Origin of the sequence: Saccharomonospora saliphila YIM 90502 (genome assembly GCF_000383795.1) — a bacterium.
Lineage (GTDB): Bacteria > Actinomycetota > Actinomycetes > Mycobacteriales > Pseudonocardiaceae > Saccharomonospora > Saccharomonospora saliphila.
On sequence record NZ_KB912705.1, the window covers coordinates 64,644 to 69,565 of the forward strand.

Below are 4,922 nucleotides of genomic sequence, written 5' to 3' on the forward strand. Positions count from 1 at the left end.
GCTCGGCCTGGGCGCCCTCCGCCGCGCGGCGCTCGGCCGCGTGCCGGGCGACGACCTCGGACACGCTGATGCCGCCGTTCTCGTCGAGGGAGCGCCGTCTGCGGCGTTGCGCTTCTTCCCGGTTGCGCCGGGCCCGGGCCCGCCATTCCTCAGCCTGGGAGGTGACTCCGGGAGTGCCGTGGTCGTCGGACACGCACGCTCCCTTCACGCTCGGTTCCCCGCCCGGGGAATTGGTGACGCCAGCTACTGTGATCGTCGCGTGGACGGCGTTCGTTATCGTACGGATATCCGACGCCCGCGACGACACCTCGGCGTGACTTTTTTACCGAGCGTTGCGATTGGACACGCTCTGGGGTCACCATGAGGGGATTCCCGTTCGGCTTCTCAGGTGGTTGTGGCCCGCACCACCTTACATACCGTGTTCCATCACGGTGCGTCACGAGCGGTCCCGCGTGGGCGGCTCAGAGCTGGAACAGTGTCGTGAACGTGGTCAGCAGGCCGGGATCGCCGTGGAGCAGAACCTGGCCGTCCTCGACCGCGCGGGCCGGGGTGATCTCCCCGCTCAGCAGGGCCCGCACGGCGGGGCCGGTCCGCACGACCAGGTCGGCGTGCGCGGCGGGCCCCTCGGCGAGGTGCAGGGTGCCCTCCTTCACCTCGGCGGTGAGGACCACGTCGGCGACGTGCAGCTCGAAGCGGACCGTGTGGTCGGTGGCGCGCTCCGGACGGAAGGCCGCGCGCAGGGCGATGATCATCGAGTCGGCGGTGACGGTCTCGCCCGGTTCGGGCTCGCCCAGGGCGCGGGCGCCCCACCGGCCGAGAGCGAGCACGGCGTCCTCCAGGTCCCTGCCGTAGGCGGTCAGCTCATACACCACCGAGCTGGCGGGCCTCGGCAGCACGCGGCGGGTGACGACGCCCTCGGCCTCCAGCCGCTTGAGCCGCGCGGAGAGGATGTTCGTCGGCACGCGACCGAGACCGCGACGCAGGTCGGTGAAGCGCTTCGGCCCCACCAGCAGGTCGCGGACGATCAGCAGGGTCCAGCGTTCCCCCAGCACGTCGGCGGCCTGCGCCAGACCGCAGTACTGTCCGTAACGTCGCTGGCCCATAACGCGAATACTACTGCACCGTGTATCCGGGACAACCACGGTTGTTTTTGACAAGCGCGCGTGCGCGGTGCGACCGGATTTCCGTGACGGGAATCACCCTCCGGAATGCATCACATCCGCGCCCTCGGGCACGCACGGATCGTCCGGATCGTCCAGCCACCCGTGCGGGAGGGTGACCTTGCCGGGCGACCCCTGGCGACCCCGGGGCCCGAGCGCGTCCGCGGGGAACGGCGCGTCGTGGTCCAGCAGGCCGATCAGCTCGTCGAGTTCGCCGGGCGAGGACACCATCGCGAACCGGCGGCGCAGTTCCGATCCCACGGGAAAGCCCATGAAGTACCAGGCCATGTGCTTGCGCAGGTCGCGCATCGCCTTGCTCACCCCGTCGTGCTCGACCAGCAGCTCCGCGTGCCTGCGCAGGACGCGCGCCACCTCGCCGAGCGCAGGGCCCTCGGGAATCGGCCTGCCCTGGAAGGCCGCTTCGAGCTCGCCGAACAGCCACGGCCTGCCGAGGCAGCCGCGCCCGACGACCACGCCGTCGCAGCCGGTCTCGGCGACCATGCGCAGGGCGTCGTCGGCGGTGAAGATGTCGCCGTTACCGAGCACGGGGATGCTCGTGACCGCCTCCTTGAGCCGGGCGATGTGCGACCAGTCGGCCTGGCCGGAGTAGCGCTGGGCGGCGGTGCGGGCGTGGAGGGCGACCGACGCGGCGCCCTCGGCTTCGGCGATGCGGCCCGCGTCCACGTAGGTGTGGTGGTCGTCGTCGATGCCGACCCGGAACTTCACGGTGAACGGGACGCCAGCGGGCTCGGCCGCCTCCACGGAGGCGCGGACGATGTCACCGAACAACCTGCGCTTGAACGGCAGTGCCGCGCCGCCGCCCTTGCGGGTCACCTTGGCGACGGGACAGCCGAAGTTGGCATCGATGTGATCGGCGAGTCCCTCCCCGACGACGATCTTCACGGCCTCCCGCATGGTCGCGGGATCGACGCCGTAGAGCTGCATCGAACGGGGATACTCGCCCTCGTCGAAGGTCATCATGTGCCAGGTGCCGGGGTGCCGTTCGACGATCGCGCGGGCCGTGATCATCTCGCAGACGTAGAGGCCGGCGCCGTATTCGCGGCACAGCCTGCGGAAGGCGACGTTGGTGATCCCGGCCATGGGCGCGAGCACGACGGGCGGGTCGACCGAGTAGGGGCCGATCCGCAGCGCGGGCGTGGTCAGGGTCGCTGTCACGCCCGCCATTGTCGCCGGTGACGTCGACCGCGTGCGAACGGGCCGCCGGGTACCGTCGGCCACCGGCTCGCGCGATCCCGCATGATCCGGCGGCCCCGTGCGCTCGCGCCGTGGCTCGGGGCAGGTTCCTCGGCACCGACCCTCCCGGTTCGCTCGGCGCTCAGGTGCGTCAGAGTCCGCTTAAGAGACCAGGTCCGTGTCAGAATCGGCATCGACCCAGGTCGAGGGCTGCGTTCCGGCCGGTCAGGACGTCCGGCACACGGCTGTGGCCGTTGATGAATCGACCGAGTTCGTCGTCGATGAACCCAGCCATAGCGATCAGCGACTCATGGTCCTTGTCGAGGTTGCGACGGTACAGGGGTTCGTGGTGGGCGACGCGGTTGCGGAACTTGCGGAGCAGCTCGACCCGCCGGACGAACTCCTTCCTGCCTTGTTTTCCCGGCTTGTAGTGCCAGTTCGGGAACGCCTTGTGCAGGCAGGTGTGCCAGTACCTGTTCTGCTCGAACGCGTTGCTCGGTCATGCGGCGACCACGTCGTCCGGGTTCGGTGTCGGCGCACCGCGTATGCGTGCTCGTTGCCTGCGGAGCCGGGCCTCTTCGTCGCGCGCTTTCGCGACGTCCGCCTGATTCAGTGAGGGAGCATGCCACCAATCCGGCTGGCCGAGGTGCGCCGTGAGCGCTTGATGGACAGCGTTTCTGAAGGCGACCTCGACTCCGCTGATGGGACCCCAGAACGCTGCGCTTACCTCGATGTTCCAGACGTACAGCCGCCGTGCTTTGCGTGCATCCCCGTGGCAAGCCCGGCGGTAGGGGGCAAGCCGTGCGGGCGTGAGGTGGCCGTCGAGCGCCGGGTAGTCGGCTGGATCCACTGCAGCAGGGTAGAGCAGGCAAGAAAAAGGCCCGGCACGGGTTCCCAAGGGAGACGATCCGGCCGGGCTTGCGAAGCCCACTTTACGCGGCCGGTGTTACTACAGCAACCGAGCGGCGTGCACGGCTGCGTGGAACGCGCGATCGAGTCATCGGCAGGCGCATGCAGGACGCTGACCCGCGCCGGTCGGAACGGGACTGCCTGGGCCGGCGTCACCTCTGAACGGCGGTGACGCCGGCCCCGTTCCCGCGGCGACCGGAACCGACCGCGCTCGTGGTGTCCGGGTTACGCCCCGCGGCTCCCGAACCCGGACGGTCCGTCGGCGGCCTCAGAACGCGACGTCGAGGCAGGCCAGGCGTGCGCCCGCGACGCCCGCCTCGCCGGGGGCGGTGCGGGTGTGGTGTTCGTGGAGCACGACGGACGCGGGCTTGCGGTCGTCGGGGATGGTCCAGTCGACGTGCGAGGTCGCCGAGCCCTTGCCCGCCTTGTCAGTGGTGAAGTCGAGCCAGATCTCGTTGTCGGGGTTGGCGTAGGCGGGGTCGGTGGAGGGCTGGTCGGGGTCCTGCCGGTACTGGAAGTGCGGCCCGGAGGCGGCCGGGTCGGGTCCACACGGCTCGGTGTGCACGTGGGCGCCGTACCCGCGTTCCGGCTTCAGCCCCGTGACCGTGAGTTTTGTCTTGGTGCCGGCCAGAGGGCTCGTCGCCGAGACGACCTTCGCCTCGGCGCCCGCCGGGACGAGGTCGGGGCGGTAGGTCACCGCGGAGCTGTCGGCGCCGTTCTCCCGGAACGTGGCCTGGGCCGCCGTGAGCGTGATGGCGGTGAACGGAATCTGCATCGACATGGTGCCCTCGGCCAGCAGCGACTCACTGACGTCGATCGAGTCGTCCAGGATGGCGGAGTCGCCGGGGTCGGTGCTGTCCGGTGTGCTGGTGTTGTCCGGTGTGCTGGTGTTGTCGTCCTGCTGCGCGCCGGCGACTCCCGCGCCGCCGAAGGCGAGCGCGGAGACGAGAGCCGTGGTGGCGAGAACTGTGGAAGTCGTTCGGTTCCGCATGTCTTCTGCTAACCAGAAGTAGTCAAGTATCGCAACGAGTAGTCGCCCGGTCAGGTGGCGCGGCACAGAGTCCGACCAGGCTCGCCACCGGGGTCGGCTCGTAGCCTGGACGCGTGACATCGACGGCGGAAACGGGTCGGGACGCGCGTGGTGCCGACCGGACGTGGCTGGTCGCCATCGCGGCGGCGCTGTGGGGAACCGACAGTTTGTTGCGGCTGCCACTCGCGGAGGAGCTGCCCGCGGCGAGCGTGGTGTTCTGGGAACACCTGATCGTGGCCGTGGTGCTGCTGCCACTGCTCCCGCCTGCTGTGCGGGCGCTGAGCCGCTGTGGGCCGCGTGAGTGGATCGCCGTGCTCGTCATCGGCGGTGGCGCGTCGGCCGGTGCGACCGCGCTGTTCACGATGGCGTTCCAGACCGGCGACCCGGTGACGCCGCTGGTGCTGCAGAAGATGCAGCCGCTTTTCGCCATGCTGGCGGCCTTCGTGCTGCTCGGGGAACGGCTGCGGCGCGGGTACCTGCTCTTCGCGGTGCCCGCACTGCTCGGCGCGTGGATGCTGGCCTTCTCCGACCCGCTCGACGTGCGGATCGCCGCGTTGCGCACGGCGCTGCTCGCGCTCGGCGCGGCGGCACTGTGGGCGGCGGGCACCGTGCTCGGCCGCCGGGTGTCG

6 protein-coding genes are annotated in these 4,922 nt (G+C 70.2%); 2 read left to right on the top strand and 4 right to left on the bottom strand.

Annotated features, from left to right (window positions below):
• The 3 genes from SACSA_RS26330 to dusB all read right to left on the bottom strand — a co-directional run.
• Positions 1-193: hypothetical protein (locus SACSA_RS26330; protein ID WP_048876918.1), on the bottom strand; the 193-nt coding region annotated here is incomplete at its 3' end.
• A gap of 268 nt (positions 194-461) precedes the next feature.
• Positions 462-1,103: a winged helix-turn-helix transcriptional regulator gene (locus tag SACSA_RS0116950; RefSeq protein WP_019818938.1), complete on the bottom strand. Its 642-nt coding sequence runs from the start codon at positions 1,101-1,103 to the stop codon at positions 462-464.
• A 93-nt stretch (positions 1,104-1,196) separates the two neighbouring features.
• On the bottom strand, positions 1,197-2,345 hold the full coding sequence (gene dusB / locus SACSA_RS0116955; RefSeq protein WP_019818939.1) for a tRNA dihydrouridine synthase DusB: 1,149 nt from the start codon (positions 2,343-2,345) through the stop codon (positions 1,197-1,199).
• Between the two features lie 187 nt (positions 2,346-2,532).
• On the opposite strand from dusB, the gene SACSA_RS25365 reads away from it, so the two are divergent.
• The gene (locus SACSA_RS25365; protein WP_157596952.1) at positions 2,533-2,970 is read left to right on the top strand and encodes a hypothetical protein; all 438 of its coding nucleotides are present in this window, start codon (positions 2,533-2,535) and stop codon (positions 2,968-2,970) included.
• Positions 2,971-3,531: 561 nt separating this feature from the next.
• Here the strand turns inward: SACSA_RS25365 and SACSA_RS0116965 are convergent.
• Positions 3,532-4,254, bottom strand: coding sequence for a superoxide dismutase family protein (locus SACSA_RS0116965; protein WP_019818941.1), 723 nt, complete (start codon positions 4,252-4,254; stop codon positions 3,532-3,534).
• Positions 4,255-4,367: 113 nt separating this feature from the next.
• Here SACSA_RS0116965 and SACSA_RS0116970 point away from each other — a divergent pair.
• Positions 4,368-4,922 (top strand): DMT family transporter (locus tag SACSA_RS0116970; protein ID WP_019818942.1); only part of this gene is annotated, 555 nt, incomplete at its 3' end.